Annotated in this window: 1 protein-coding gene; it reads right to left on the bottom strand. The window is 30.2% G+C overall.

From position 1 onward, the window contains the following. Positions 1–75: 75 nt before the first annotated feature. A partial coding sequence (locus IU405_RS00775) for a hypothetical protein (protein ID WP_231749425.1) occupies positions 76–669 on the bottom strand: 594 nt, incomplete at its 5' end.

The following is a 669-nucleotide window of genomic DNA, read 5'->3' as shown; positions in this document are numbered from 1 at the left end:
TTATTTTCTTTGTGGGTTCGAGCGTGACGCTCCCACTAGCGTGGGTTAATAGTTCAGTAAAAAATAGATAAACCTTTATTTTTTAAATAAATTTTTCAATTTGGCACCTAAACTACTATTATTTTTAGCTGTTGTTTTAACCAGGGATTTCTTTTCTTTAATTTTTTCTAATCGTTTTAACTGCTCCATTTTAGCTTTAATCAATCCAACAGTTTTATGTCGATTAAACTGAGGTTCAGTAATATTCGATAGTTCCAAAGCTGAAATAGCAAATTCAGAGGCTTCATCTTTTCTGTCCATTCTATAGCATAAATTAGCCATTAAATCAGCATAGTAAAATTTGTCACTATTCATCATTAATTCACCACCTGTTTTCTCAAACTTTTCAGTTGCTATTTCATAAGCATCTTTATATTTTTCAGATTGCTCCGATTCTAGAATTGTTTGACATAATTTTAAATCAGCTAGTCCTGTTGTCCCACTTCTATTTTTTGAGTAATAATTTTCAATTACGATTCGAAAGTGCTTCTCTGCTTTAATAAAAGAATTATTCTTTAAGTAGTAATCTCCTAATTGTTCATGTCCTAAAATAGTACTTGAATCTTCTTCAGGGTAATCTTCAATAACTCTCTGCATATATTCGATTCCCTTTTCTTGAAGAGATATAAT

Origin of the sequence: Polaribacter sp. BAL334 (genome assembly GCF_015767435.1) — a bacterium.
Lineage (GTDB): Bacteria > Bacteroidota > Bacteroidia > Flavobacteriales > Flavobacteriaceae > Polaribacter.
This window is presented reverse-complemented; position numbering and strand designations above follow the sequence as displayed.